The sequence below is a fragment of the Streptomyces lushanensis genome (assembly GCF_001700515.1).
Classification (GTDB): Bacteria; Actinomycetota; Actinomycetes; order Streptomycetales; family Streptomycetaceae; genus Streptomyces; species Streptomyces lushanensis.
This window is the reverse complement of record NZ_MAUD01000147.1, coordinates 1-23,943: the sequence shown is the minus strand read 5'-3', so window position 1 is coordinate 23,943 and position 23,943 is coordinate 1. Positions and strand designations below refer to the sequence as shown.

Annotated in this window: 21 protein-coding genes; 5 read left to right on the top strand and 16 right to left on the bottom strand. The window is 71.3% G+C overall.

The window, feature by feature from the left end; all coding sequences use genetic code 11:
- Positions 1–37: 37 nt before the first annotated feature.
- From galK to BFF77_RS13635, 10 genes are all read right to left on the bottom strand, one after another.
- The gene (gene galK, locus BFF77_RS13680; RefSeq protein ID WP_066948498.1) at positions 38–1,186 is read right to left on the bottom strand and encodes a galactokinase; all 1,149 of its coding nucleotides are present in this window, start codon (positions 1,184–1,186) and stop codon (positions 38–40) included.
- A 77-nt stretch (positions 1,187–1,263) separates the two neighbouring features.
- Positions 1,264–2,241: a UDP-glucose 4-epimerase GalE gene (galE, locus tag BFF77_RS13675; protein WP_066948458.1), complete on the bottom strand. Its 978-nt coding sequence runs from the start codon at positions 2,239–2,241 to the stop codon at positions 1,264–1,266.
- Complete coding sequence (locus tag BFF77_RS13670) at positions 2,238–3,350, bottom strand: galactose-1-phosphate uridylyltransferase (RefSeq protein WP_066948456.1); 1,113 nt, start codon at positions 3,348–3,350, stop codon at positions 2,238–2,240. Before BFF77_RS13670 ends, galE begins: the two co-directional genes overlap by 4 nt.
- A gap of 387 nt (positions 3,351–3,737) precedes the next feature.
- Positions 3,738–4,436 (bottom strand): helix-turn-helix transcriptional regulator, encoded by a 699-nt coding sequence (locus BFF77_RS13665; RefSeq protein ID WP_066948454.1) that lies wholly within the window; start codon positions 4,434–4,436, stop codon positions 3,738–3,740.
- A 270-nt stretch (positions 4,437–4,706) separates the two neighbouring features.
- On the bottom strand, positions 4,707–6,620 hold the full coding sequence (locus BFF77_RS13660) for an outer membrane protein assembly factor BamB family protein (protein WP_066948495.1): 1,914 nt from the start codon (positions 6,618–6,620) through the stop codon (positions 4,707–4,709).
- Positions 6,621–6,722: 102 nt separating this feature from the next.
- The gene (locus tag BFF77_RS13655) at positions 6,723–8,684 is read right to left on the bottom strand and encodes an outer membrane protein assembly factor BamB family protein (RefSeq protein WP_066948451.1); all 1,962 of its coding nucleotides are present in this window, start codon (positions 8,682–8,684) and stop codon (positions 6,723–6,725) included.
- Between the two features lie 237 nt (positions 8,685–8,921).
- Complete coding sequence (locus BFF77_RS13650; RefSeq protein ID WP_066948449.1) at positions 8,922–10,772, bottom strand: ABC-F family ATP-binding cassette domain-containing protein; 1,851 nt, start codon at positions 10,770–10,772, stop codon at positions 8,922–8,924.
- A gap of 131 nt (positions 10,773–10,903) precedes the next feature.
- On the bottom strand, positions 10,904–11,758 hold the full coding sequence (locus tag BFF77_RS13645) for a helix-turn-helix domain-containing protein (protein ID WP_066948446.1): 855 nt from the start codon (positions 11,756–11,758) through the stop codon (positions 10,904–10,906).
- A gap of 23 nt (positions 11,759–11,781) precedes the next feature.
- Entirely contained in the window at positions 11,782–12,309 is a 528-nt protein-coding gene (locus BFF77_RS13640) for a DUF6879 family protein (RefSeq protein WP_066948444.1), read from the bottom strand.
- Positions 12,281–12,541 carry a hypothetical protein gene (locus BFF77_RS13635; protein WP_066948441.1) on the bottom strand — a complete coding sequence of 87 codons (261 nt, stop codon included), beginning with the start codon at positions 12,539–12,541 and terminating at the stop codon, positions 12,281–12,283. The genes BFF77_RS13640 and BFF77_RS13635 overlap by 29 nt, the downstream gene beginning before the upstream one ends.
- A 456-nt stretch (positions 12,542–12,997) precedes the next feature.
- On the opposite strand from BFF77_RS13635, the gene BFF77_RS37750 reads away from it, so the two are divergent.
- Positions 12,998–13,129 (top strand): hypothetical protein, encoded by a 132-nt coding sequence (locus BFF77_RS37750; protein WP_281196433.1) that lies wholly within the window; start codon positions 12,998–13,000, stop codon positions 13,127–13,129.
- Positions 13,130–13,147: 18 nt separating this feature from the next.
- The gene (locus BFF77_RS13630; protein WP_141698432.1) at positions 13,148–13,657 is read left to right on the top strand and encodes a hypothetical protein; all 510 of its coding nucleotides are present in this window, start codon (positions 13,148–13,150) and stop codon (positions 13,655–13,657) included.
- Between the two features lie 27 nt (positions 13,658–13,684).
- Here BFF77_RS13630 and BFF77_RS13625 read toward each other — a convergent pair whose 3' ends face one another.
- The 6 genes from BFF77_RS13625 to rsmI form a co-directional block, all read right to left on the bottom strand.
- Positions 13,685–14,650: a 4-(cytidine 5'-diphospho)-2-C-methyl-D-erythritol kinase gene (locus BFF77_RS13625; RefSeq protein WP_066948437.1), complete on the bottom strand. Its 966-nt coding sequence runs from the start codon at positions 14,648–14,650 to the stop codon at positions 13,685–13,687.
- Positions 14,647–15,582, bottom strand: a complete 936-nt coding sequence (gene rsmA / locus BFF77_RS13620; protein ID WP_066948492.1) for a 16S rRNA (adenine(1518)-N(6)/adenine(1519)-N(6))-dimethyltransferase RsmA — start codon at positions 15,580–15,582, stop codon at positions 14,647–14,649. The genes BFF77_RS13625 and rsmA overlap by 4 nt, the downstream gene beginning before the upstream one ends.
- A 161-nt stretch (positions 15,583–15,743) precedes the next feature.
- Positions 15,744–16,979, bottom strand: coding sequence for a resuscitation-promoting factor (locus BFF77_RS13615; RefSeq protein WP_066948434.1), 1,236 nt, complete (start codon positions 16,977–16,979; stop codon positions 15,744–15,746).
- Between the two features lie 182 nt (positions 16,980–17,161).
- Positions 17,162–18,031: a TatD family hydrolase gene (locus BFF77_RS13610; RefSeq protein ID WP_066948431.1), complete on the bottom strand. Its 870-nt coding sequence runs from the start codon at positions 18,029–18,031 to the stop codon at positions 17,162–17,164.
- A gap of 131 nt (positions 18,032–18,162) precedes the next feature.
- The gene (locus tag BFF77_RS13605; protein WP_066948429.1) at positions 18,163–18,672 is read right to left on the bottom strand and encodes a hypothetical protein; all 510 of its coding nucleotides are present in this window, start codon (positions 18,670–18,672) and stop codon (positions 18,163–18,165) included.
- 249 nt (positions 18,673–18,921) lie between these two features.
- Entirely contained in the window at positions 18,922–19,779 is an 858-nt protein-coding gene (rsmI, locus tag BFF77_RS13600) for a 16S rRNA (cytidine(1402)-2'-O)-methyltransferase (RefSeq protein ID WP_066948490.1), read from the bottom strand.
- A 79-nt stretch (positions 19,780–19,858) separates the two neighbouring features.
- On the opposite strand from rsmI, the gene BFF77_RS13595 reads away from it, so the two are divergent.
- The 3 genes from BFF77_RS13595 to BFF77_RS13585 form a co-directional block, all read left to right on the top strand.
- Positions 19,859–21,580 (top strand): dolichyl-phosphate-mannose--protein mannosyltransferase, encoded by a 1,722-nt coding sequence (locus BFF77_RS13595; protein WP_066948426.1) that lies wholly within the window; start codon positions 19,859–19,861, stop codon positions 21,578–21,580.
- A 152-nt stretch (positions 21,581–21,732) separates the two neighbouring features.
- A complete protein-coding gene (locus BFF77_RS13590; protein WP_066948423.1) occupies positions 21,733–23,370 on the top strand; it encodes a penicillin-binding transpeptidase domain-containing protein in 1,638 nt (545 codons plus the stop codon).
- 235 nt (positions 23,371–23,605) lie between these two features.
- Positions 23,606–23,943, top strand: a 338-nt coding sequence (locus tag BFF77_RS13585) for an alpha/beta fold hydrolase (protein ID WP_141698431.1), incomplete at its 3' end; no start/stop codon positions are given.

Here is a 23,943-nt window from a genome sequence, read left to right as displayed (position 1 = left end):
GACTAAGCACTGGACTAAGTCCAGCGGAGGCCGAACGTCAGGACAGTCGGCGTGCTCCGGTGGAGGGGGCGGCCGGGAAGACGCGTGGGGGTGTGAAGCCCGACGCCGCGAAGGCTTCCGTGATCGCCTCGGTGACGGCTTCCGTGTCGGGCTCCTCGGCCAGGACCACCGCGGAGCCGCCGAAACCGCCGCCCGTCATACGGGCGCCCAGGGCGCCGGAGGTGACGGCGGTGGTGACCGCCAGGTCGAGTTCCGGGCAGGAGACCCGCAGGTCGTCGCGGAGCGAGGCGTGGCCCTCGGTCAGGACGGGGCCGACCGCGCGCAGGTCGTCCGCGTCCAGCAGCGCGATGGTCCGCTCGACGCGGTGGTCGTCGCTCACCACATGGCGGACGCAGCGGCGGACCTCCTCGCCCTGTCCGGCTCCGGCCAGCCGTTCCAGCGCCGCGGGCAGGCGCGCGTACGGGATGTCGCGCAGCGCGCGTACCCCGAGCGCCCGCGCGCCCGCCTCGCACGCCGCGCGCCGCGCGGCGTACGCGCCGTCCCCGAGCGCGTGCCTCACGCGGGTGTCGACCACCAGCAGCCGGAGCCCCTGGGCGGCCGGGTCGAACGGCACCTGGCGCTGGGAGAGGTCGCGGGTGTCCAGATGCAGCGCGTGTCCCTCGGTGCAGCAGGCCGCGGCCATCTGGTCCATGATCCCGCACGGCACGCCCACGAACGCGTTCTCGGCGCGCTGCGCGAGCAGCGCCAGTTCGGGCCGCGTCAGGCCGAGTCCGTACAGATCGTTCAGGGCGAGCGCGACGACGACCTCCAGCGCGGCCGAGGACGACAGCCCCGCGCCGGACGGCACGGTCGAGACGAGATGGACGTCGGCGCCGGTCACCGGATGCCCGGCCTCGCGCAGCGCCTGGACGACACCGGCCGGATAGGCGGCCCAGCCGGTGACCGAACGCGGTTCGAGAGCGGCGATGTCGAGCTGGACCACGCCCTGGGTGACATCCGCGGAGTGCAGCCGAAGGATCCGGTCCCTACGGCGGGAGACCGCCGCGACCGCCCGGTGCGGCAGCGCCAGCGGCATCACGAAACCGTCGTTGAAGTCGGTGTACTCACCGATCAGGTTCACCCGGCCCGGAGCCGCCCACACGCCCTCGGGCGCGGCTCCGTAGAGCCTCCGGAACCCCTCGGCCACCCGGACCTCCCCGGCCGCGGTACCGACGGCGGCGCCGCTCCCGCCCACTCCTGGGTCTCCCCCGCCCGGTCCCGCTCTCACTCCTTGATCGCCTCGGTCTCCCCCCGCCGCGCGAACGCCCACGCGTCCGCCACGATCCCCGCCAGATCGGCGCGGCTCGGGGTCCAGCCGAGACGCTCGTGCGCCGTCGCGGCGGACGCGACGAGTACGGCCGGGTCGCCTCCCCGGCGCGCCGCCACGACCTCGGGGATCGGATGTCTGGTGACCTTGCGTACGGTCTCGATGACCTCGCGTACCGAGAAGCCGTTGCCGTTGCCGAGGTTGCAGATCAGATGCTCGCCCACGGCCGCCGCGTCCAGCGCGCGCAGATGCGCCTCGGCGAGATCCGCGACATGGATGTAGTCGCGTACGCAGGTGCCGTCCGGCGTCGGATAGTCCTCGCCGAAGACGGAGATCGCGTCGCGCCGGCCGAGCGCGACCTGGAGGACGAGCGGGATGAGATGCGACTCGGGATCGTGGCGCTCACCGCAACCGCCGTACGCGCCCGCGACATTGAAGTAGCGCAGCGAGACGGCCGCGAGACCGTGCGCCGCGCACTCGCCGCCGATCATATGGTCGACGGCGAGCTTGGTCGCGCCGTACGGACTGGTCGGGGCCGTCGGGTCGGACTCGGTGATCGGCGTGGAGACCGGCTCGCCGTAGGTCGCCGCGGTGGACGAGAAGACCAGCTTGCGCACCCCTGCCGCGCGCATCGCGGCGAGCAGCGCCATGGAGCCGCCGACGTTGTTGTCCCAGTACTTCTCGGGCCTGGCGACGGACTCGCCGACCTGTGAGGACGCGGCGAAGTGCAGCACCGCGTCGTACGAGGAGTCCAGCCACTCGGCGGAGTCCTGGACCCGGCCCTCGACGAACGTGGCGTCCGCCGGGACCGCCTCCCGGAAGCCGGTGGACAGATCGTCCAGCACGGTCACCTCGTGCCCGGCCTCCAGCAGATGTGCCGCGACCACACTGCCGACATATCCCGCACCGCCCGTGACCAGGTACTTCTTGCTCACTCGCTCGCTACCTCTCGCAGTCGCTCGGCCGCGGCCTCCGGTGGCACGTCATTGATGAACACGCTCATGCCGGATTCGGAGCCCGCGAGGAACTTCAGCTTGCCGGAAGTACGGCGCACGGTGAAAAGCTCCAGGTGGAGCGCGAAGTCCTCGCGCCCGGCGGCCCGGAACGGCGCCTGGTGCCAGGCGGCGACATAGGGCGTGGGCGGTTCACCTTCGCCGAAGATCCGGTCGAAGCGCTTCAAGAGTTCCAGATACACCGGCGGGAACTCCGCGCGGGCCGCGTCGTCCAGCGCCCGCAGGTCCGGGACCCGGCGGATCGGGTAGAGATGCACCTCGTACGGCCAGTGCGCGGCGTAGGGCACGAACGCCACCCAGTGCTCGCCCGTCAGCACCATCCGGTCACCCTCGGTCCGCCGCGAGCTCCCGTGGCCGGTCCGTCCCGGCTGCGCCGACTGCCCTGGCCGCACCGGCTGCCGTGTCCGCTCGCGCTCGACGAGATCGTCGAAGAGGTTGCGGCCGGTCGCGGCCCGGTGCTCACGGGCGGAGCGGAGCATCAGCGTGGAGCGCGGGGTGACGAACGGGTACGCGTAGATCTGCCCGTGCGGATGGCCGAGCGTCACCCCGATCTCCACGCCCCGGTTCTCGAACGCGAAGACCTGTTCGACCTGCGGCAGCGCGGCCAGCTCCGCCGTACGGTCGGTCCAGGCGTCCAGCACCAGCGCGACCCGTTCCTCGGAGAGACCGGCGAACGACATGTCGTGGTCGGCGGTGAAACAGACGACCTCGCAGCGTCCTGAGTCGCCCGCGAGGGAAGGGAAGCGGTTCTCGAAGACGGCGACGTCGTAGTCGGAGTCCGGGATCTCGCTGAGCCGGCCGTCCCGGGAGGGGCAGAGCGGGCACTGGTCGGCGGGCGGGTGGTACGTACGGTCCTGGCGGTGCGAGGCGATGGCCACCGAGTCGCCGAGCAGCGGGTCGTGGCGGATCTCGGAGGCGGTGGCGACGGGACCGAGGGGCCTGCGGTCGACGGCGTCCCGCACGGCGTCGTCGCGGGAGTCGTAGTAGATCAGCTCACGGCCGTCGGCGAGCCGCGTCACCGTCCTCTTCATCGGTCGCCCCTCACCCGTGTCGTCCACATCGCACTGCACGGCATGGCCCACACTGCCCAACAGAACCGAACATAACAAATCACAAACCAACAGCAGCGTCAATGTGGTGAAGGAGCGTGAGCGGCTGGTCAGGGACACGTGAGGCACGCGCAGGGGCCATGAGCAGGGGTGAGCAGGGTGGGCCGCGGCCTGAGTCGGATGTGATGGGCGGACGGCTCCCTACGCCGTGCCTCGCAGGCCGACCCGTACGCCGTGGCCCGTACCCGGCACCCTGTACGCCGCGCTTCGTACGCAGCTCGCGGCGCGCCACCCGCCTCGTGCGCCACCCGCCTCGTGCGCCACCCGCCTCGTGCGCCACCCGCCTCGTGCGCCGCGTGCCGCGCGCCGTCAGTGGTCGTGGGCGTCGGGCCGCCGCAGGTCGCCCGGCGTCGCACGGTCCAGCAGGCCCGTACGCGCCGCCAGCGCCGCCGCCTCCAGCCGGGAGCCCACGCCCAGCTTCATCAGCACCCGCTGCACATGCGTCCTGGCCGTGCTCGGCGCGATGCCCATCCCGGCCGCGATCAGCCGGGTGTCCTCGCCCTCCGCGACCCGCACCAGCACCTCGATCTCGCGCGGAGTGAGCATCCGCAGCAGCCGCTGCCCCTCGTCGTCCGGCTGGGCCGCCGGGTTGAGCAGCTCGGTGAAGGCACCCTGGAGCAACTGCGGCGCCACCGCCGCCTCGCCCGCCCGCGCCTTGATCATGGCGCGTTCCACACCCTCGATGCGCTCGTCGTGGCGCACATAGCCGGAGGCGCCGGCCGCGAAGGCCGCCGCGATCCCGCGCGGGCTCGGTACCGGACCGAGCACCACCACGGCCACCTGCGGCCGGTCCCGCTTGATCCGTACGATCGGGTCGAAGGCGCCCGGCTCGGCCGGCGCCGCCGTGCCCAGCAGGCACACTTCCGGCGCCCTGCTCACCACCAGATCGGCGACGCCCGCCGTGGGCGCCGCCGCCGCGAGCACCCGGTGCCCGCGTAGTTTCAATGCCGAGGCGAGCGCCTCGGCGAGCAGTCGGTGGTCGTCGACCACCATGAGCCGAACGCCCATAGAGAAAGCCCCCATCACCGCAGAAAACTGGCCCCCCGGCCTCCTGACCCGGCAAGCTACACGCTTGTTCGAGATCGCGCGCCCCCTACTGTTCAGAAGCCCCTCGGATTGCCGAATTCCCGGCCATTCAGGACTAGTCGACGGTGAAGGCCGCTATGGACCGCGCCACGGCCGAACAGAACGGGCCCCGGCCCGTGGCATGTACCGCCCACGGGCCGGGGCCCACCACAGCGCAGCGCCGCGCGGCCCGCCGCGCCACCGCGCGCCGGGTCACTTCGTGCTGAACGAGACCGCCAGATACGAGGTGTCGTCCAGCGACGAGGCCGACGGCTTGCTCAGCATGGTCTCGGCGAGGAACATCCGGCCGTCCCCGTAGAGGATCTCGGCGTAGTCGGCGGAGAAGCTGGTCTCCGCGTCCCTGACGCCCTCGTCGGCCGGATTCTCCATCAGCACCGTCTCCTTGAAGGTGCCGCCGTCGATGGAGATGATCTGGCCGCCCTTGTCGTACGGAGGCACTTTGTAGGCGATGATGTCGCCGCCGTCCATGCGCAGCGGGAACATCGTGTAGCGGTCGCCCGCGTCCGCGCGGTCCGAGGTGCTCTTGCCGGTGGTGAGGTCGAAGGAGACGATCTCGTTGGTGTCGCCGTACTCGCCGCCGCCCTCGTGGCCCTCGGTCGGCAGATAGAGCCTGCCGTTGCCCACCACCAGCTTCTGGCAGGACTCGACCTCCGTCGAACCGCAGCGCGCCGCGTACCGGTCGGCGTCGGCCGGGATCCTGGCGAGCAGCTTGCCGTTCCTCTCGTCGATCGAGAAGAAGTCCGAGATGCCGCTGCCGTCACCCGCCGTGTCACCGACGTCGGCGGCCACCACCAAGGGCTTGGTGGAGACGACACTCGCGTAGGCGACACCGGCGGGCATCTTGAACGAGGAGAGCGGGGCGCCGGTGACCGGGTCGAGGGTCTCGATGGAGATCTGCGGATCGTCGTACGAACCGCACTTACGGGCGGCGACCAGGCCGGCGCCGCCCCCGTACCCCATGTCGTAGCAGCCGTCCGCGCTGACCTCGGGCTTCCAGCGGACCGCGCCGTCGGCGAGGTCGAAGGCCGCGCCGCCGTCCGTGCCGCCCGCCGCGACCGTCGTGCCGCTGAGGGTGATCTCGTCGAACCGGACCTTCTCGTCACCGGCGTTGGAGCCCTTGACCGACTTGCTCCACACGAGTTCCCCGGCCGCCAGATCGATCGCGCCGACCTCCGTGCACTTCTGGTACTTCTGCGCGGCGGTGCGCTTGGCGGGCTCGAAGGCGATCGCGGTCCTGCCGTCCTCGCTGACATGCCTGGTCGCCGCGCACACCTGACCGGGCAGCGGGATCGACCAGATCCGGGTGCCCGTGTCGAGGTCGTAACCGACGATCTGGTTGATGCCCGTCTTCACATAGGCGGTGTCGGTGACCCAGGAGCCGCCGACCCCGGTGACATCGGTGACCTTGGGGGTCGGGAGCTGGAACCCGGCCTTGGACCTGACGTTGTCCGGCACCTTCTCCGTGCCACCGCCGCCGACCGCCTCGTCACCGGCCTTGCCGTCCTTGCCGCCCGCGCCCTCGGCGGCGCCGGACGAGGTGCCCTTGGACTCGTTCTCCGTGCCGTCACCGCCGGACGAGGCGAACCAGATACCACCGCCGACGATCAGCACCACGGCGACGGCCGCGGCGACGATGATCTGCGTCTGGGTGGACAGCTTCTTCTTGCCGTCGCCGCCCGCGCCCGCGCCGTCGCCGAAACCGCCGCCCCGCGGTGGCTGCTGCTGGTACGGGCCGTGCGGTCCCGTGGGCTGTGCCGGATAGCCGTACGAGGGCTGACCGGGCCCGGCCGGCTGGGCGGGATAGCCGTAACCCGGCGGCGCGGGGTAGCCGTAGCCCGGCGGGGTGCCGGGGCCTGCCGGAGCGCCCGGCACGGGTGCTCCGGGAACGCCCTGCGGCGGCTGGGGCGGCTGCGGGTATCCGTAGGAGACGTTCCGCGCGGGCGGCGGCGGAGCGCCGTACCCGTACCCGCCCGGCGGCGGTTCCTGCGGAGCGCCGAAGCCGCCGGCCAAAGGCTCCTGCGGGGCTCCGAACTCTCCCCGCGGCGGCTCGTCGGGCGGCTGCTGGGACGACTGCGGCTGCTGAGGCGGCTGGGGCGGCTGCGTCATGGAGTACATACCTCGTCGGAAGGAAGCTCGGCGGTCGGAAAGTCGGTGGCGTGCCAGGGAGCTGGACGCGTCAGTCGCGGATTCCGGCGGGCCCGGCCGGCGTCACTCACCGAACGCCATCATGGTCGACGTCTTCATTTCCTCTTCGTCGTCGCTCGCGCTGACCCGGCCGCTGGTCACGAAGAACCGGCCGCCCACATAGTCCAGCTCCGCCGAGTAGAAGGAGCTCTCGATCCGGGCCGTGGACGCCGGGTGCCGCTGAAGCATCGTGGGTGCGCCGCCGCCCGCCGCGATCGTGGCGACCGCGCCGCCCTCGTCGTACGTCGGGTCCAGATACACCAGGACCTTGCCGCCCTCCATCCGCAGCGGCGTCATCTGCCGCCCGGCGGGCGCCTTGGCGCGCCACGCGGCCTTGCCGGTGTCGAGGCTGAAGGCGACGACCTCATTGGTGCGCCCGGTGCCGCTCGTGTCGGGTTCGGTCGACATGTAGAACGTGCTCGCGTCGGCGGCGACTCCGACACAGCCCTCCAGATTGCTGCCGAAGACGACGAGACCGCCGCCGCAGCGCGGCGCGAACTTGTCCTTCCCGCCCGCGAGTTGCGAGCGCAGGGTGCCGTTCGCGTGGAGCGCGAAGACGCTCCAGGACTTCTTGTCGTCGTTCTTCGCGGAGACGACCAGGGGGTCGACCGAGTAGACCTTGTCGACCTCCCAGTTCTTGGCGAGCTCGTAGGTCCACCTGGCCGCGCCGGTGGCCGGATCCAGCTCCTGGATCTGGTTCTGCGTGGTCTCGTAGTCGCCGGTCGGGCAGCTCTCGGCGGCGATCAGCTTGGCGCCGCCGGCGAACGCGTACGGCTGGCACTCGCCCGGCAGCCTGCCGAACAGCTCCTTGCCGTCGCTCACCCGGTAGGCGTTGGCGTTGCCGGTGCGTGCGGCGGTGACGGTGTTCCCGCTGATCGCCAGCGTGATGTCGGTGAGGATGTCGAACGTCCCGGACTCCTGGACCTCTTTCTTCCAGCCGCCCTCACCGGTCTTGAGATCGACCATCTGGAGCTGGTTGCAGAGGCTCCTGTCGGTCGTGCCGTTCTTGATCCCGATGACGATCTTGCCGTCGGCCGTCGGCGCGACGGGCGCGGAGCACACCTCGGCGGGCAGCGGAAGCGTCCACTTCTTCCTGCCGTCGGCGACGGAGTAGCCCACGATCTGCCGGTACATGGCCTTGACGACGGTGTCGCCGACGAACCACGGACCCTCGACGTCCGCGCCGTTGCGCGGCAGATCCACATCGTTGGTCCGGAGCCAGAGCACCTTGGACTCGCCGTCCTTGCGCCCGGCGTTGAGATCGTCCTCCTCCTCGCGGCCTCCGCCGGTACCGTCGCCCTGGTCGACGCTCTCCGAGGCGCTCGGCCGGGCGTCCCCGCTCTTCCCCGCGGTGGGCTTCGCGCCACCGCCGTCGTCACCGCCGTCGCCGCCGAGGGCGAACCACGCGCCGCCGCCTATCAGCAGCAGCGCGACCGCGGCGGCGGTGATGATGCCGGGCGTGGACCTGAAGAAGTTCCTGCCGCCACGGCCACCGCCACCGCCGCCACCGGGCGGCGGGACGGGCGCTCCGGGGAACTGCTGGGGCGGGTAGCCGCCGTAGGGCCCCGGCTGAGGCTGATAGGGCCCTGGCTGCTGTCCGTACGGTCCGGGCTGCTGACCGTACGATCCTGGCTGCTGACCGTACGATCCTGGCTGCTGTACGTATGGGTTGGGCCGGCCGTATCCACCGGGCTGAGGCGGGGAGTTGTACGGGCCGGGCTGCTGACCGTAGGGCCCCGGACCGGGGTTGTACGGGCCGGGCCCCTGCGGATAGCCGTAACCGGGCGGCGCGGAGGGCGGCGACTGCGGCGGCTGCGCCTGCGACGGCACGGGCGGTGGCGCCGGCGGTCGCGGGCCTCCCTGCCCCGGAGCCTCCTGCTGCGGGACTGCCTGCTGCGCATCCTCCTGCTGCGGATCCTCCTGCTGCGGGTCCTGCGGAGCGCCGAAGCCTCCCTGCGGCGGCTGCTGGCCGGGTGGCTGGCTCATCAGCGCTTTCCCCCTTTGAACATCCATACGGTCCGCTACCCGGTCGGTCTCCCCCGCGATGCCGGTGGCCGGCCCTGTCGTACAGAGCGGTTCGGGTATGGATTCCGCATCGTCACACCGGTCGAGCGGGGCTTCTTTCTATCACTCGGACACCCGTACGGGACGGGCCGGTCCTGCCCCTGTTCCCAAGGGAGGACCGGCCCGTGATGCGCCCGTTACGCGCTCCGCACACCGCCTCTACGCGTCCTCCGCGAGCTCCAGCCAACGCATTTCCAACTCATCCCGTTCGCTGCCGAGTTCGCGCAGTTCGGCATCGAGTTTCGCCACTTTCCCGAAGTCCGTGGCGTTGTCGGCGATCTGCTGATGGAGTGTGGTCTCCCGGCCGGCGATCTTGTCGAGCTGACGCTCGATCCTCTGGAGTTCCTTCTTCGCCGCGCGGCCGTCCTTCGCCGACACGGCCGCCGGGAGCCGCTCCTCGGCGGCGGTGGTCGTGGCCGTGGGAGCGGCGTTCGCCGCGGACTTCGGCGCCGCGGGCTTCGACACCGTCGACTCCACCAGCCTGCGCCGCCGCTCCAGATACTCGTCGATCCCCCGCGGCAGCATCCGCAGCGCCGCGTCACCGAGCAGCGCCATCACCTTGTCCGTGGTGCGCTCGATGAAGAACCGGTCGTGCGAGATGACCACCATCGACCCCGGCCAGCCGTCGAGCAGGTCCTCCAACTGGTTGAGCGTCTCGATGTCGAGATCGTTGGTGGGCTCGTCGAGGAAGAGGACGTTCGGCTCGTCCATCAGCAGCCGCAGCAGCTGGAGCCGCCGCCGCTCGCCGCCGGAGAGATCGCCGACCGGTGTCCACTGCTTCTCCTTGGTGAAGCCGAACTGCTCGCAGAGCTGGCCCGCGGTCATCTCCCGGCCCTTGCCGAGATCGACCCGGTCCCGTACCCGCTGGACCGCTTCCAGCACGCGCAGCGCCGGATCGAGTTCGGTGACCTCCTGGGAGAGGTACGCGAGCCTGACGGTCCTGCCGACCACGATCTTCCCGCCGGCCGGCTGGACATCGCCCTGGCTGCGGGCGGCCTCGGCGAGCGCGCGCAGCAGCGAGGTCTTGCCCGCGCCGTTCACCCCGACCAGCCCGATCCGGTCGCCGGGACCGAGCTGCCAGGTGAGGTGCTGGAGCAGCACCTTCGGGCCCGCCTGGACCGTCACGTCCTCCAGGTCGAAGACCGTCCTGCCGAGCCGCGCGTTGGCGAACTTCATCAGCTCCGAGGTGTCACGGGGCGGCGGTACGTCCGCGATCAGCTCGTTGGCCGCCTCGACGCGGAAGCGGGGCTTGGACGTACGGGCGGGAGCGCCGCGGCGCAGCCAGGCCAGCTCCTTGCGGACCAGGTTCTGCCGCTTGGCCTCCTCCGTCGCCGCGATGCGCTCGCGCTCGGCGCGGGCGAAGACGTAGTCGGAGTAGCCGCCCTCGTACTCGTGCACCGCGCCGCGCTGGACGTCCCACATCCGCGTACAGACCTGGTCCAGGAACCACCGGTCGTGGGTGACGCAGACGAGCGCGGAGCGCCGGGTCCGCAGATGCTGGGCGAGCCAGGCGATGCCTTCGACATCGAGATGGTTGGTGGGCTCGTCGAGCACGATCAGATCGGGCTCGCCGATGAGCAGCTTGGCCAGCGCGATCCGGCGCCGCTCGCCACCGGAGAGCGGCGCGATGACGGTGTCGAGGCCCTGCGGGAAGCCGGGCAGGTCGAGCCCGCCGAAGAGCCCGGTGAGCACATCGCGGATCTTCGCGTTGCCCGCCCACTCGTGGTCGGCGAGATCACCGATCACCTCGTGCCGGACCGTGGCCCCGGGATCGAGCGAATCGTGCTGGGTGAGCACCCCGAGCCGCAGCCCGCCACTGTGCGTGACCCGGCCCGTATCGGTCTCCTCCAGCCGGCTCAGCACCCCGATCAGGGTCGTCTTACCGTCGCCGTTGCGCCCCACGACGCCGATCCGGTCTCCCTCGGAGACGCCGAGAGAGACACCGTCGAGCAGCGCACGGGTGCCGTACACCTTGGTGACTGCCTCGACATTGACCAGATTGACGGCCATTTTTCTCCTGTACCCGGGGGAATCGATCGCCGTCCCAGCGTAGTCGCCACCCCAGCCCCCCGACGGTCCGCCCACCACCCGAGCAGGAACGCCCCTGCGGCCCGGTACGCGACGGCCCGGCCGGGCTGCCGTCAGCCGAGCGCCTCGATGGCCCTGACGATCAACGCACGGGCCTCGCCGCCGTACACGGCCATGCCCCGCAACGCGTCGAAGGCCTTCAGATAGACGGCGACCTCGCCGGGCTGCGTGATGCGCAGCTGCGCCGACGTCAACTCGACCGACACGAGCGTGTCGTCGTACACATGGAACGTCTCACGCGGCCACATCCCGCGCTCACGCCGTGCCATCGGGATGATTCCCAGCGAAACGGCAGGCAAGGCGCCCGCCGTCAGCAGATGGCCGAGCTGAGCCGCCATGGCCTGTGCGTCCCCGAGCTGGTAGTACAGCACCGCCTCTTCGACGAGGAAGACGAACCGGTGCCCGGGTTCATGGATGACACGGGAGCGCTCGACCCGGGCCACCGCCGCCTCCGGCCCGTCGTTCACCGGGATCTCCCGGAAATCCGCGATGGCGGTCAGCAGTGCCGCCGCGTATCCCTCGGTCTGGAGCAGACCCGGCACCATGGTGGACGAGTACACCCGGAACAGCTCGGTCTCGTGGAAGAACTGGACCAAGCTCTCCTGCAACCGCTTGAGCCCGCCGCGCACCTGAAGACGCCACTCCCGGTACATCGACTCCGCACTGAGCGACTGCGCGATGAGATCTCCCGTCTGGTTGTCGGCGCCGCACGCCCGGCACCACAGACGTATGTCCTTGGCGGAAGGCGCGGTGCGGGCGTTCTCGATACGGGATGTCTTCGCGTGATGCCAGCCGCAGCGCTCACCCAGCTCGGTGACGGTGAGCCCAGCCCCCTTCCGCAGGTCACCGAGCCGCCGCGCGACCGTTTCACGGGCAGCCTGAGCGGACGACGACGGAGAGCTGGGCATGTGCGGGTTACCGGTGCTTCCTGTCAGTGGATCTCGTACTGGTCGTGCGGAACGCCTCGCGCCCAGACCGCCTCGAACGCCTCGGCACACAGCTTCGCGGCGGCCGGGTCGTCGGTGATCTCTTCGCCCATGGACGAGCCGTCACCCGCGAAGTGATTCCAGTGGACCCACCGGTCGTCGAAGAGCCAGAAGTCATTGCCGGGCAGAGCGACGTCCGAGGCCTGACGCCGGGGCAGCCACCGGACCTGCTCACCGGCGGCCACATTGGTGAACGTACCGGAGTGCTCGTAGCGAATGTAGTCGCTGACAGGCTCCGACACGATCCGTGCCCGACGCACGACAACACCGCGCGCCACCGTCCCGGAGACGAGGTCGAGCCAGGGCCGCCACCAGGAGGCCCGGTCGGCCGCATCGAGACGCACGCCGGCACGCCAGTCCGCGAACGGTCCCTCCTCGTAATCCACCGCGTAGGAGTCACGCATCTCCAGATGTACGGCGGAACGCGTGCAGCCGGCGATCAGCTCATCGAACGTCGGGACGCTCGACCGCATCGCACGCCTCCCTGATCATGTGCACCATCCTGGCGGGAATTCGAATCACTGCCTCGCCGTCCGGGATCCCTTTCGCGTGTCCCGGAACCTCGGTCGCCGCACACTCGGCTTCGAGGTCCGCGCTGGGCTTCCAACCCTGCAGGACGAGTTCTTGTGCGTCGCGGTCGACCCACACGGTAGGGCTCTGCTTGTCGCCGGTCTCGGGATCGATTCCGATGAACAGTAACGACATGGCCACCTCCGGTCGCGATTTGTGCATCTATGTGCACCACAGTTGGCCATCCCGACCTCTCACGTCAAGAGAGTGAACCGACCATTACCCGGCAATGTGACCGTCACGCACACATCTGCACATTCATGGTGGCGCGTGCTGAGAGCCACCTAGCGTCGTGGAACCGAAGCACCACACCCGGCAGGGGAAGACCTGTGATGACGATCAAGGTGTACCGCGCGACCGCGACGGGCCGGAGACGGACGGTGCGGCCCACGGTCACCGTGCCCACGGGCGATCCCGAACGCCTTCCGGAGTCGCTCGCGTTTCCGCCCTGCGCCTGCCGCCGCTGCTCACCCACGGCTCGCGCACGGTCCGGCTGACTCCACTGATCCCCGCTCCGACCGCCCATTCCCCGGCAGGACAGCGGCCGAAGCGGGTCCATGCACCGCCCCGTCAGGAAGAAGGGCATGGCACATGGCCGGCACCCATCCACAACGTCGGGCGGTTGTCCAGGGAGACGAGGACAACACCGATATCGAAGACGGAGACGGCGGCGGCTCCAATCCCCCGACCGGCTGCGGCGACAACGGCGGCTGCGTCGCCTGAGCAGGAACGCGGGCCGCCATGCTCGGAGTTGACCCGAGCGGGGCGTACCCCGTCCGAAAGGAAAACAGAAACGTGGCAAAAACCTTGAGGGGCGAGAGCAGGGTGACGGTGCTGCCGCTGTTGCACACATGGCCGGACCGGTACGACGTCATCGCATACGCGACCACCGGGGACTTCGGACAGACCGCAGTCATCGGCCGGCTGCCGGTGCCGCAACTGCCGGACGTGGCGCTCATGGACGTCGCCGCCCGGCATCAGCCCACCCGTGTGTACGGATCCTCCGGTGGCAGCGCCTTCGCCGAAGCCTGCTGGCTGATCTGTGTCGGCTGGAGCGGACGCAGCGTACCCAAACCCCGCACCCTGGAGTGCCACGCGGCGTCCTGGTCACTGGAGTTGGACCGGACCACCGAGCTGAAACAGCCGATGTACGGACACGACCGGCTGCACGTCGGCCGCTTCACGCTGAACGATCCGCAACTGACGGACAAAGCCTTTGCCGTGTTGCCGACCCACGCGACCTCAGGATGACTCGTCGCGCAGGTCGGCCGGGACCGATCAGGTTGCCTTGTCGTGGTGTACGACCGTCGCGCCCGGGGACGGGGACGTGGCTACTCGGGTGGTGCGGCAGGTGCCCGAGGCGAGGAGGGTTGCCGCGATGCGGGACGCCGCGGCCGGGTCGGCCGCCAGGAACGCCGTCGTCGGGCCCGAGCCGGAGACCAGCGCGGCCAGGGCGCCGGCCTGCGTGCCCGCCGTCAGGGTGTCCGTCAGGGACGGGCGCAGTGCGAGGGCCGCGGGCTGGAGGTCGTTGGCCAGGGTGCTCGCGAGCGCCGCGGTGTCGCCCGTGCGCAGGGCCTCCAGCAGTGCGGGATCGGCGAGCGGGACCGGTACGTCCGTGCCCTCGGCCAGCCGGTCGAACTCCCGGAACACCGTCGGGGTCGACAGTCCGCCGTCGGCGACCGCGAACACCCAGTGGAAGACACCGCCGACGTCGAGAGGTGTGAGCCGCTCGCCCCGGCCGGTGCCCAGCGCCGCGCCGCCGATCAGACTGAACGGCACATCGCTGCCCAGCTCGGCGCAGATCGACAGCAGTTCCTCCCGCGAGGAGCCGAGCGACCAGAGCGTGTCGCAGGCCAGCAGGGCGCCCGCGCCGTCCGCGCTGCCGCCCGCCATCCCGCCCGCGACCGGGATGTCCTTGGCGATATGGATATGGACGCGCGGCTCGATGCCGTGCCGTTCCGCCAGCGCGAGGGCGGCCCGCGCCGCGAGGTTGGTGGTGTCCAGCGGGACCTGGTCCGCGTCCGGACCCGAGCAGGTGACGCGCAGTTCGTCCGCGTGCGTCACCGTGATCTCGTCGTGGAGACCCACCGCCAGGAAGACATTCGCCAGGTCGTGGAAGCCGTCGGGACGGGCGGCGCCCACCGCGAGCTGCGCGTTGACCTTGGCCGGTACCCGTACGCGTACCGAGGTCCCCGTACGCCGGTACGTCCGAGCCTGTCCCTCGACCTGTCCCTCGACGCTCACGCGCCCGCCCCCTTCGACCCCGCGGTCTTCGCTTCCGCGGTCTTCGCCTCCGCGATCCGCGCGAACTCTTCCACTGTCAGCGCCTCACCGCGCGCCTGCGGCGAGACCCCCGCCGCGACCAGGGCCGCCTCCGCCGCCGGAGCCGAGCCCGCCCATCCCGCGAGCGCCGCCCGCAGGGTCTTGCGGCGCTGCGCGAAGGCCGCGTCCACGACCGCGAAGACCTCGGCCCTGGAGGCCGTCGTCCGCACCGGCTCCGCCCTGCGCACCAGCGAGACCAGCCCGGAGTCCACATTGGGCGCGGGCCAGAAGACCGTACGGCCGATGGCTCCGGCCCGTCTGACCTCCGCGTACCAGTTGGCCTTCACCGACGGCACTCCGTACACCTTGTTCCCCGGCGCGGCGGCCAGCCGGTCGGCGACCTCGGACTGGACCATCACCAGCGTCCGCTCGATGGTGGGGAAGCGCTCCAGCATGTGCAGCAGGACCGGTACGGCGATGTTGTACGGGAGGTTCGCGACCAGCGCGGTGGGCGCCGGACCCGGCAGCTCCGTCACGCGCAGCGCGTCCGAGTGCACCAGCGAGAAGTGCCCGGCGCGCGCGGGCAGCCTGGCCTCGATCGTCGCGGGCAGCGCGGCGGCCAGGATGTCGTCGATCTCCACGGCGGTCACCCGGTCCGCCGCCTCCAGCAGCGCCAGCGTCAGCGAGCCGAGCCCGGGGCCGACCTCCACGACGATGTCGTCCGGGCGCACCTCGGCGGTACGGACGATCCTGCGGACGGTGTTGGCGTCGATGACGAAGTTCTGCCCGCGCTGCTTGGTGGGACGTACGCCCAGGGCCGCGGCCAGCTCACGGATGTCCGCGGGCCCCAGAAGGGGGTCGGGGGCGCCGGAGGAGACCCCGGAAGAGGTGTCGGAGGAGTCGTCGGGGGCCAAGGGCTCTGCGTCGTCCGGGCCGCCGTCGCCGTCGCCGCGGCTCTCGTCCGGCTCGTCCGGGTCGTCCTGGACATCTGTGTCGGCCAGGGCGTCAAGGCCGTCCGGGTCGTCCAGGACATGGGGCGCGCGCGGGGCATGTCGGGCGTCGGGCTCAGTGGTGCTCACCCGGTCAGCCTACGGCCGCAGTACGGCCACGGACTCGCCCCCCGCTGCATGTAGAGCTTCTTCGCGCGATACGTCTGCTCCTCCGGCGTGGCGTCCTGCGGGCGGCCCCGGCCGCCGACGGAGCGCCAGGTCGCGAGGTCGAACTGGTAGAGCCCGCCGTACTTGCCCGACGGATCCACCGCGTCGGGCCGGCCGCTCGACTCACAGGCCGCGAGCCCCTTCCAGTTCAGATCGTCCACTCCGGCCATGGACGTCGGCAGCGCCTTCGTACCGACCCGGACCCGATGGGTGACCGGCGCGCGCACCACCTCTTCGTGGAGTACGCGCGGCTCCTGCTGGACGCCGTCGACCGTGCGCAGACCGTAGGTGACCCGGCGCAGTCCCGGCCGGCCCTGCTGGTCGACGACCTCCGTGCCCCGGAAGAGAGCGGGGTCCTCGGTGCGCACGGTGTCGTACGGGACGGCCTCCTCGCGCACCTGCTCACGGGAGGTGATGCGCTGCGCTCCGACGCTCTGGCCGTCGCCCGGGAGGCCGTCGCCCGGTACGGACGTGGTGTCGTCCTCGTACGGCGCGATGCCCGCCTCGGCGAGCGCCTCGTCCACGGTCGTCGCGTGGGTCGCGTGGGTCGCGTGGGCACGAACGGTCCGCTCGCGGGCGTCGGCCGCGAAGGTCACGGCCCGTCCGGTCCGTACCTCCGGCGCGAGCGCCCGGCGCGGGCTCGCGGAGGAGCGCGACACGGAGAGGGCCGCGCTCCCGGCGCGCACCCCTGGGGCCGGTGCGCCGTCCAGCGCACGGACCGTCGTCCGGACCTGGCGCCGGTGTCCGCCGAGGGTGAGCAGGACGGGCCTGCCGTGGCGGACGGCGATCCCGTCGCCGCTGACGAGACCCGCGCCGGGCGCCGGTGCCACGGTGTCGTGCGCGCCGACGGCCGCTCCCTCGTCGGCCGGGGGCCGCGCCGCGTCACCGGCGAAGGTGTGCACAGTGCGCGGTACGCCGCCGGCGGACGGCTCGACGGCCTTGTCACCGGCGAGGAAGGCCGAGGTGGAGCCGGCGAGGAAGGCGACGACAAGGGCCCGGGGCAGCAGCCGGCGCAGCTCGGGCCGGTGCGACGCCCGGTCGGTGCCGCCGCGCCGGCCGGGCCCGTCGATGCGGCGGGTCTCGTCCGGTCGGCTGGTCTCGGAGTCACGGCGCGTGCCGCACGCCGCGCGGTGACTGCCCTGCGTATTGCTCACGACGCTCCACAAGGTCCGGTCCGGTGCGCTCCGCTCCGCCACGAAGGCGGGGCGGGCCCGGACACTAACCGAGCGACGGTTGCTCTCCCAAGCGACTCGACCACGTGGCGTCGCGAAGGCCACCATGTGCCGGTACCCGGCCGTGACACATCAGCAGAGGCGTTCAGCAGACGCGTCGGTGGTCAGTAATCGAACGCGCGGGCCGTGTTGCCCGCGATCGCCTCGGCCAGGGCGTCCTCGCCGATCCCGCGCACCTCGGCCATCGCCCGCAGGGTGACCGGAATCAGATAGGGCGCATTGGGCCGCCCGCGGTAGGGCGCCGGGGTGAGAAAAGGCGCGTCCGTCTCGACGAGAACAAGTTCCAGCGGCGCTATGGTGAGCGCGTCACGCAACGGTTGAGCGTTTTTGAAAGTCACATTGCCGGCGAAGGACATGTAGTAACCGGCCGCCGCACACACTTCGGCCATTTCCGCGTCACCGGAATAGCAATGAAACACCGTACGTTCCGGAGCGCCTTCCTCCGTAAGAATGCGCAGCACATCGGCATGCGCTTCCCGGTCATGGATGACCAGCGCTTTTCCATGGCGTTTGGCGATCTCGATGTGCGCGCGGAAGGAACGCTCCTGCGCGGCCACGCCCTCGGGCCCTGTCCGGAAATGATCGAGCCCCGTCTCGCCGACGGCGCGGACCTGTGGCAGCGCGGCCAGCCGGTCGATCTCGGCCAGGGCGTCGTCCAGCGCCGTGTCGCCGCCGCCCTCGCGCGCGCCCTGACGGGACCAGCCGTCGGCGTCGCCGTGCACGATCCGGGGCGCCTCGTTGGGGTGCAGGGCGACCGCCGCGTGGACGTTCTCGTACGCCGCGGCCGTCTCGGCGGCCCAGCGGGAGCCCTTGAGGTCGCACCCCACCTGGACGACCGTCGTGACACCGACCGAGGCCGCCTTGCGCAGGCCCTCCTCGACGGTGCCGTCCTGCATGTCCAGATGGGTGTGCGAATCCGCGACCGGTACCCGAAGGGGTTCGGGCAGCGGCGGTGGAGCTTGCTTCGAACTCATGGGCGCGATCCTACGGAGGGCCGCGTCCGTGGCCTCACCCGCGTGCGCTCACACACGCACGGCGGGCCAGGTGGTACGGGCGGAACAGATAGAACTACTGGCGGAACAGGTGGTTCACTCGCGCGGACGGCTCACTTGCGGTGGTGGAACGGGTGCAGCAGGTCCGACAGATGCCAGTGGTGATGCCCGGCCGCCCGCCCCGCCGCCGTGCTGCCCTGCGCCGCCCCGGCCCGCGCTCCGGCTCCGGCCGGCGTCCCCGGTATCCCCTCCGCGGATCCGACGGGTATCTCCTCGGCGGATCCGGCCGGTGTCCGCCCGGGTTCCGTGCCCGCCGCCGCGGCCTCCGCGGACGCGGCCCGCTTGCCCTTCGCCGGGTGGTACTGCTCCATCATCAGCGCCCGCACCGACGAGACCTGTCCCGAACGCATGATGCGTACGACATGCCCGCCGCAGTTGGTGCAGGACGGGCTGGACAGCGGCGAAGGGACCCGTGTCCCGTCCGCCTTGTAGACGACGTAATTCCGCCCCGAGCCGTCGACGTGATGCTCTATGTCGTACGCCTGCTCCCAGCCGTGCCCGCAGCGCATACAGCAAAAGGCATATGCCTCGTGGGCGACGGCGGTGCCCGTGATCTCACTCATGCCAGCTCCTCTCCACTGACCCAGTGGACGCCTTTGCCGGCGGGAGCGCATCAGCCCCTGTCGATTAATGGATTGGTCTTGGCCTTCTCATGCCCAAAAGGCCCGACTCGCGGTCTGCGCTTTACATTTCACGATAGTCCTTTGCTCCCCAAGGGGGCGTACGCCGGTCCTGCGACGGGATGTACGCGCGCCCCCAATCTCAGGACCGGCGTACGCACGCCCCGGCGGCAGGACAACGGCGCGCACACCTCAAGGCGCCGTACGCGCCTCGTTCTTCGCCGCCACCACCGCGTCGAACACATCGCGCTTGGGCACCCCGGCGCCGGCGGCCACGGCCGCGATCGCCTCCTTGCGCCGCTCGCCCGCCTCCTCCCTCGCCCGTACCCGCCGCACCAGCTCCTCCGGGCCGACGTCCCCGGGCCCCGGCTCGGGCGCGCCCTCCACGACCACGGTGATCTCGCCCCGTACGCCCTCGGCCGCCCAGGCCGCCAGCTCACCGAGACCGCCGCGCCTGACCTCCTCGTACGTCTTGGTCAGCTCGCGGCAGACGGCGGCCCGGCGCCCGGCGCCGAAGACCTCGGCCATCGCGGCGAGCGTGTCGTCGAGCCGGTGCGGCGCCTCGAAGTAGACGAGCGTGCGCCGCTCGTCCGCGGCCTCCCGCAGCCGGCCGAGCCGCTCACCGGCCTTGCGCGGCAGAAAGCCCTCGAAGCAGAAACGGTCCACGGGCAGCCCGGAGAGCGCGAGCGCGGTCAGCACGGCGGAGGGCCCCGGTACGGCCGTGACCCGGATCCCGTGCTCGACGGCCGCGGCCACCAGCCGGTACCCGGGATCGGAGACGGACGGCATGCCCGCGTCGGTGACCAGCAGCACCCGGGCCCCGCCGGTCAGCGCCTCGACCAGCTCGGGCGTCCGCTGGGACTCGTTGCCCTCGAAGTACGAGACGACCCTGCCCCGGGTCTGCACACCGAGCGCGTGGGTGAGCCTGCGCAGCCGACGGGTGTCCTCGGCGGCGATCACGTCCGCGCCCGCGAGCTCCGCCGCGAGCCTCGGGGGCGCGTCCGTCACCTCACCGATGGGCGTTCCCGCGAGTACCAGCGTGCCATTCATCTGCGCCTCATCCGCCATCCCGTCATCCTCGCAGGGCGCGGAGCACCCCACGCACAGCGGCGTTCCCTACGATGGCGCGGTGACCAGTACTGCGCCTGAAGCCCTCCAGGGGCACGACGCCGGCGGAACGCCGCCCTCATGGCCTCAGCGGCTGCGCCGATTCGGCCATGTGCCGAGGCCGGTGACCGGGCTGCGCGAGCGGCTGGTGCCGCCGTACACCCGGCCCTCGGAGCGGCTCTGGGCCGTGCTCGCCGTACCGCCCGCGTGGGCGGACCGGCTGGTCCGCTGGTCCGCGTGGGGCGGGCCGCTGCTGGTGGCGGCGGTGGCGGGAGTGCTGCGCTTCTGGAACCTGGGCAGCCCCAAGGCGGTGATATTCGACGAGACGTACTACGCCAAGGACGCCTGGGCGCTGGTCAACCAGGGCTACGAGGGAAGCTGGCCCAAGGACATCGACAAGCAGATCCTGGCCGATCCGTCGAAGGTACCGCTGCCGACGGACCCGGGATATGTCGTCCATCCGCCGGTGGGCAAGTGGGTCATCGGCCTCGGCGAGCAGCTCTTCGGATTCACCCCCTTCGGCTGGCGCTTCATGGTGGCGGTGCTCGGCACGCTCTCGGTGCTGATGCTGTGCCGGATCGGGCGGCGGCTGTTCCGTTCCACGTTCCTCGGGTGTCTGGCGGGCGGACTGCTCGCCGTCGACGGTCTGCACTTCGTGATGAGCCGTACCGCGCTCCTCGATCTGGTGCTGATGTTCTTCGTCCTGGCCGCCTTCGGATGTCTGGTGATCGACCGCGACTGGGCGCGGCGCCGGCTGGCGGCGGCGCTCCCGGTGGACGAGGAGGGCCTGCTGCGCCCGGACGTCGAGGTCGCCGAACGGCTGCGGCTGGGCCTGCGGCCGTGGCGGATCGCGGCCGGGCTGATGCTGGGGCTGGCCTTCGCGACGAAGTGGAACGGGCTCTACATCCTGGCCGCCTTCGCGGTCATGGCCGTCCTGTGGGACGTGGGCGCCCGGCGCACGGCGGGCGCGGTACGGCCGTACGTCTCGGTGCTCCTGCGGGACATCCTGCCGGCGTTCGTCTCGACGGTGCCGGTCGCGGTCGTCACGTACGTCGCCTCCTGGACCGGCTGGATCGTCACCGACAAGGGCTACTTCAGGAACTGGGCCGCCACACAGGGCAAGGGCGGCCACTTCACCTGGCTGCCGGACTGGCTGCGCAGCCTGTGGCACTACGAGAACGAGGTCTACCAGTTCCACATCAACCTGACCTCCGGCCACACCTACCAGTCGAATCCGTGGAGCTGGATCGTCCTGGGCCGCCCGGTCTCGTACTTCTACGAGGACCCGAAGGCCGGTACCGACGGCTGCCCGGCGGGCACCCCGGGCAACTGCGCCCGTGAGGTGCTGGCGATCGGCACGCCTCTGCTCTGGTGGGCGGGCGGCCTGGCACTCTGCTACGTGCTGTGGCGCTGGTTCTTCCGCCGCGACTGGCGCGCGGGCGCGATCGCCTGCGCCGTCGCGGCGGGCTGGGTGCCCTGGCTCTTCTACCAGGAACGGACGATCTTCCTCTTCTACGCGGTCGTCTTCGTCCCGTACCTCTGCCTCGCGGTCACGATGCTGGCGGGCGCCCTCATCGGCCCCCCGGGCTCCGACGAACGCCGCAGAACGGTCGGCGCGGTCGGCGCGGGCGTACTGGTCCTGCTGATCATCTGGAACTTCATCTACTTCTGGCCCCTGTACACGGGCTCCCCGATCCCCATCGACTCCTGGCGCGGCCGGATGTGGTTCGACACCTGGGTATGACCGGCTCCGGGCCTGCGGCCGGTGGCCGGGAGGGGATCGTCCCAGTCCGATAACACACTCCTCCCTTGACACACCCGTCCCGTAGAGTGCGGTCCGATACTTCCTTGAACATGTTCAGATGTTCCAGGGGGCTCCTGGGGAGGGGGACTGCAATGCGCAGTGGAGCGAAGGTCGCGATAGTCGGCGGGGTGTTCGCCGTGGTCGCCGGCGGGGTGGGGTACGGCGCGTACAACGTGTACAGCGGGCTCACCGGCGGGAACACGAGCACGACCACCACATCGGCGACGCGAGAGGTGAGGACCGGGCCGCTGAGCGCCGACGAGATCGACAGGACCGCGAAGGACTTCCTCGCCGGATGGGCCGACGGGAGCGACGGCGCGACCGTCGCCCAGCTCACCAACGCGCCGACCGCCGCGGCACCCGTCATCGACGGCTACCGCGACCAGGCCCATGTCACCGACGCGGTGATCACCCCGGGCCGGGCGGTGGGCGCGAAGGTGCCGTTCACCGTCAGGGCCACGGTCGCGTTCGGCGGCGAGAGCAAGCCGTGGTCGTACAGCTCCGAGCTGACCGTGGTGCGCGGACTGACCACCGGACGCCCGCTGGTCGACTGGTCGCCGTCCGTGATCCATCCCGATCTGACGGACACCACGTATCTGGAGACCGCCGAGGCGAAGACCCCGGCGATCAAGGCGGTGGACCGCAACGGCGTGGAGCTGACGAAGGCGGAGTACCCCTCGCTCGGGTCCGTCCTGGACCAGCTGCGGGAGCGGTACGGCAGCGACGCGGGCGGCTCGCCGGGCATCGAGCTGTCGCTGCGGAGCGACGGCGACAGCGTGCCGGGACAGACCCTGCTCACCCTCGCCAAGGGCAAGGAGGGCACGCTGCGCACCACCCTGGACGCGACGGTGCAGGCCGCCGCCGAGCAGGCGGTGAAGAAGTTCAGCGAGGCGTCGGTCGCGGCGGTCAAGCCCAGTACGGGCGAGATCCTCGCGGTCGCCAACAACCGCGAGGACGGCTTCAACGCGGCCATGCTCGGCAAGCAGGCGCCCGGCTCCACGATGAAGATCGTGACGGCGGCGATGCTGCTGGAGAAGGGCCTGGCCGACGCCAACCGTCCCGCCGAGTGTCCGCCGACCGCGATGTACCAGGGCCGTACGTTCCAGAACCTGGACGGTTTCTCGATCCCGAACGGCACGTTCGCGCAGAGCTTCGCCCGCTCCTGCAACACCGCCTTCGTCAAGCTGATCGACGACACCCACGACGACTCGGCGCTGAAGAGCGAGGCCGAGGAGGTCTTCGGGATCGGCCTCGACAACTGGAAGACCGGGATCGCCTCCTTCGACGGAAGCGTGCCGTCCGCGGCGGGCGGCGAGGCGGCGGCGCAGTACATCGGGCAGGGCACGGTCCAGATGAACGTGCTCAACATGGCGTCCATCACCGCCACCGCGAAGAGCGGCTCGTTCAAGCAGCCCGTCATCGTGCCGCGCTCGCTGGACGACCGCGTGCTGGCCACCGCGGCGCGCTCGCTGCCGTACTCCGTGGCGCAGCAGCTCCGCGACATGATGCGGCTCACGGCGACGAGCGGTACGGCGGCGAACGCGATGTCCGGGCTCGGCGGCGACAAGGGCGCGAAGACGGGCTCGGCGGAGGTCGACGGCCAGGTCACGTCGAACAGTTGGTTCACCGGCTTCCAGGACGACGTGGCCGCCGCGGCGGTGGTCCAGTCGGGCGGCCACGGCGGGGACGCGGCGGGCCCGGTGGTGGCGGCGGTGCTCGCGGCGGGCTGAGCACGCTCCACCCACGGGGCGGCGGTACGGGACGGACCCGCGCCGCCGCCCCGCCCGTACCACCCGGCGGCCCCCGCCGGCGCGGTGCGACGGCTCCGACAACGCGGCGAGCGTGCGTGCCAGGCGTCGCGGGCCGGGCGGGACTTTCGAAACACGCCCCAGGGGGCCAGCGCGCCGGAGCATGCCGAGAATGGTTCCGGGGGCCGTTGTCGGACCTCTCCGCTACGTTGCCGCCATGACGCAATTCGTACTCGTCGCGGGCGCGTGGCTCGGAGCGTGGGCCTGGGACGACGTGGTACCGCCGCTGCGTGCGGGCGGCCACGGCACCCACCCGCTGACGCTGTCCGGCCTCGCCGAGAAGCGGGGCGTGCCCGCCGGGCGGCGGACCCATGTCCAGGACATCGTCGACGAGGTCGAGCGCCACGATCTGCGCGATGTCGTCCTGGTCGGGCACAGCTACTCGGGCATCCCGGTGGGCCAGGCCGCCGAGCGGATCGGCGGCCGGCTGGCGCGTGTGGTCTTCGTCGACTCCGATGTCCCGGCCGACGGGGAGTCGTTCGTCTCCGCCTGGTG

Coding starts and splice junctions, on each gene's coding strand:
- BFF77_RS13670 (WP_066948456.1), bottom strand. CDS start 3,350: ATGAAGAGGACGGTGACGCGGCTCGCCGACGGCCGTGAGCTGATCTAC.
- BFF77_RS13665 (WP_066948454.1), bottom strand. CDS start 4,436: ATGGGCGTTCGGCTCATGGTGGTCGACGACCACCGACTGCTCGCCGAG.
- BFF77_RS13660 (WP_066948495.1), bottom strand. CDS start 6,620: ATGACGCAGCCGCCCCAGCCGCCTCAGCAGCCGCAGTCGTCCCAGCAG.
- BFF77_RS13655 (WP_066948451.1), bottom strand. CDS start 8,684: ATGAGCCAGCCACCCGGCCAGCAGCCGCCGCAGGGAGGCTTCGGCGCT.
- BFF77_RS13650 (WP_066948449.1), bottom strand. CDS start 10,772: ATGGCCGTCAATCTGGTCAATGTCGAGGCAGTCACCAAGGTGTACGGC.
- BFF77_RS13645 (WP_066948446.1), bottom strand. CDS start 11,758: ATGCCCAGCTCTCCGTCGTCGTCCGCTCAGGCTGCCCGTGAAACGGTC.
- BFF77_RS13640 (WP_066948444.1), bottom strand. CDS start 12,309: ATGCGGTCGAGCGTCCCGACGTTCGATGAGCTGATCGCCGGCTGCACG.
- BFF77_RS13635 (WP_066948441.1), bottom strand. CDS start 12,541: ATGTCGTTACTGTTCATCGGAATCGATCCCGAGACCGGCGACAAGCAG.
- BFF77_RS37750 (WP_281196433.1), top strand. CDS start 12,998: ATGGCCGGCACCCATCCACAACGTCGGGCGGTTGTCCAGGGAGACGAG.
- BFF77_RS13630 (WP_141698432.1), top strand. CDS start 13,148: ATGCTCGGAGTTGACCCGAGCGGGGCGTACCCCGTCCGAAAGGAAAAC.
- BFF77_RS13610 (WP_066948431.1), bottom strand. CDS start 18,031: ATGAGTTCGAAGCAAGCTCCACCGCCGCTGCCCGAACCCCTTCGGGTA.
- BFF77_RS13605 (WP_066948429.1), bottom strand. CDS start 18,672: ATGAGTGAGATCACGGGCACCGCCGTCGCCCACGAGGCATATGCCTTT.
- rsmI (WP_066948490.1), bottom strand. CDS start 19,779: ATGAATGGCACGCTGGTACTCGCGGGAACGCCCATCGGTGAGGTGACG.
- BFF77_RS13590 (WP_066948423.1), top strand. CDS start 21,733: ATGCGCAGTGGAGCGAAGGTCGCGATAGTCGGCGGGGTGTTCGCCGTG.